Genomic DNA, 2,431 nt, shown 5'->3' on the forward strand with positions numbered 1-2,431 from the left:
ATGCCTACCCTGCGAGCAACCCAAAGGGACTGATCGAACCGAGTATATTCATCGGCTGCAGATGATTTTGGTCCGAAAGCTTCGAATATCCTGCCATTTTCCTCCATCAAAGGTAAGATAGTGCGACACATCTCCCGATAATCGTTCGAGCCGAAAATGAAAGAACGAACCCTAGCCAATGCCTTCGAAATTAGACCAACAAAGCCCAAAAAGCCGAACCGGAATCCTCGTAAAAGCATACCGAGGATCGCCAAGGTGCTCATACCTAAGATGGTAGCCCAAGCGTCGAGGCTAAGTCCGACTGGGGCACATTTTGTGAGGTCTGATGCGTTAAACGCAGCAATACAAATTCTAAGAGTTTCCACTTTTTGATCCGACCGTCGATCGACAAACAGAGGATACTGCGTTTCACAACGGGATGTTGTCGTGCTTCTTCCAGGGGTTCTGCATGTCCTTGTTGCGCAGCATGCGCAGCGCGCGCGCCACGCGACGCCGCGTCGAATGCGGCATGATCACCTCATCGACATAGCCGCGTTCGGCGGCGACGAAAGGCGACAGGAAGCGATCCTCGTAAGTCTTTGTATGGGCGGCAATTTTCTCCGGATCGCCGATGTCCTTGCGGTAGATGATCTCGACCGCGCCCCTGGCGCCCATCACGGCGATCTGCGCCGTCGGCCAGGCATAGTTCATGTCGCCGCGCAGATGCTTCGACGCCATAACGTCATAAGCCCCGCCATAGGCCTTGCGGGTGATGACGGTGATCTTCGGCACGGTTGCTTCGGCATAGGCGAAGAGCAGCTTGGCGCCATGCTTGATCAGCCCGCCATATTCCTGCGCGGTGCCAGGCAGGAAACCCGGCACGTCGACGAAGGTGACGATGGGAATCGAGAAACAGTCGCAGAAGCGCACGAAGCGCGCCGCCTTCCGGCTGGCGTCGGAATCAAGCACGCCGGCCAGCACCATCGGCTGGTTGGCGACGAAGCCCACCGTGCGCCCCTCGACGCGACCGAAGCCGGTGACGATGTTTCTCGCAAAACTCTGTTGGATTTCGAAGAAATCGCCTTCGTCGGCGACCTTCAGGATCAGCTCCTTGATGTCATAGGGCTTGTTGGCGTTGTCGGGGATCAGCCGGTCGAGCGACAGGTCGTGGTCCGTCACCGACTGGTAGCACTCGATCTCGGGGATCTCCGCCGTGTTAGATGCCGGCAGCAGATCGACCAGCCGGCGCATCTGCAGCAGCGCCTCGACATCGTTGTCATAGGCGCCGTCGGCGATCGAGGATTTGGTCGTGTGGACGGAAGCCCCGCCGAGGCTTTCGGCGGTCACCGTCTCGTTGGTCACCGTCTTCACCACATCCGGTCCAGTGACGAACATGTAGGAGGTGTCGCGCACCATGAAGATGAAATCGGTCATGGCAGGCGAATAGACATCGCCGCCGGCGCAGGGGCCCATGATCAGCGATATCTGCGGGATCACGCCTGAGGCGAGCACATTGCGCTGAAAAATCTCGGCATAGCCGCCAAGCGCGGCCACGCCTTCCTGGATGCGCGCGCCGCCTGCGTCATAGAGCCCGATAATCGGCGCGCGGTTGCGCAGCGCCATCTCCTGGACCTTGATGACCTTTTCGGCATGCGCCTCCGACAGCGAACCGCCGAACACGGTGAAATCCTTGGCGAAGATATAGACCGGGCGGCCGTTGACGGTGCCCCAGCCGGTGACGACGCCGTCGCCGGCGATCTTGGTTTTCTCCATGCCGAAATCGGTCGAGCGATGCTCGACATACATGTCGAACTCCTCGAACGAGCCCTCGTCGAGGAAGACCTCGATACGCTCGCGGGCGGTGAGCTTGCCCTTCTTGTGCTGCGCCTCGATACGGTCCTTGCCGCCGCCCATGCGGGCAATCTCGCGGCGGCGTTCGAGTTCCTTCAGCACGTCTTTCATCGCTGGTCCCCAAAACGGATAAGTGGTTTGTGGTAATGGCGAGGGCAGGAGAGCGCAAGCACCCTCGTTTTGCTGCATTGCAACATGACGCCCCTTGCATTTCGGGCCGGACTCGGCCATATGCAGCGCATAGGCGCTTGGGCCGGCCTGTCCGGCTTTCTCCACGAATGAGACTGGTTGCGTCTGTTTTCCCTCTTTCAAATCGGCCTCGGTCGATCGGCAAGACGGCGAAAAAGCCCCGGGGCATGACGTCCGCGGGCACGACAGCGCAGCCGCGCGGACGTTTCCCGTCCGCCGCCTTGTCGTTTCCTTATATTTGTTTCGACGGCAGGTTGCGCCCTGCCGCCATCGACGTTTGCGGCGATTGCCCGCTTGAAAGAAGATGAATTTGACCAACGAAAACACTCTCCCCAACAACGACGCTGGGGAACTTTCCGGTTTCGCGGCCCTTGGCATCGGCGGCGCGCTGCTGAAGGCCACGCTTGCCGCG

Annotated in this window: 3 protein-coding genes; all 3 read right to left on the reverse strand. The window is 59.6% G+C overall.

What is annotated here, in order from left to right:
- Positions 1–263 (reverse strand): hypothetical protein (locus tag EOA28_RS39705; RefSeq protein WP_210214986.1); only part of this gene is annotated, 263 nt, incomplete at its 3' end.
- 145 nt (positions 264–408) lie between these two features.
- Positions 409–1,941, reverse strand: a complete 1,533-nt coding sequence (locus tag EOA28_RS32510; protein WP_126061014.1) for an acyl-CoA carboxylase subunit beta — start codon at positions 1,939–1,941, stop codon at positions 409–411.
- A 310-nt stretch (positions 1,942–2,251) separates the two neighbouring features.
- Positions 2,252–2,431: hypothetical protein (locus tag EOA28_RS39200; RefSeq protein ID WP_189342324.1), on the reverse strand; the 180-nt coding region annotated here is incomplete at its 5' end.

It is taken from the genome of Mesorhizobium sp. M2A.F.Ca.ET.067.02.1.1, assembly GCF_004023285.1.
In the GTDB taxonomy this organism is placed as follows: Bacteria; Pseudomonadota; Alphaproteobacteria; order Rhizobiales; family Rhizobiaceae; genus Mesorhizobium.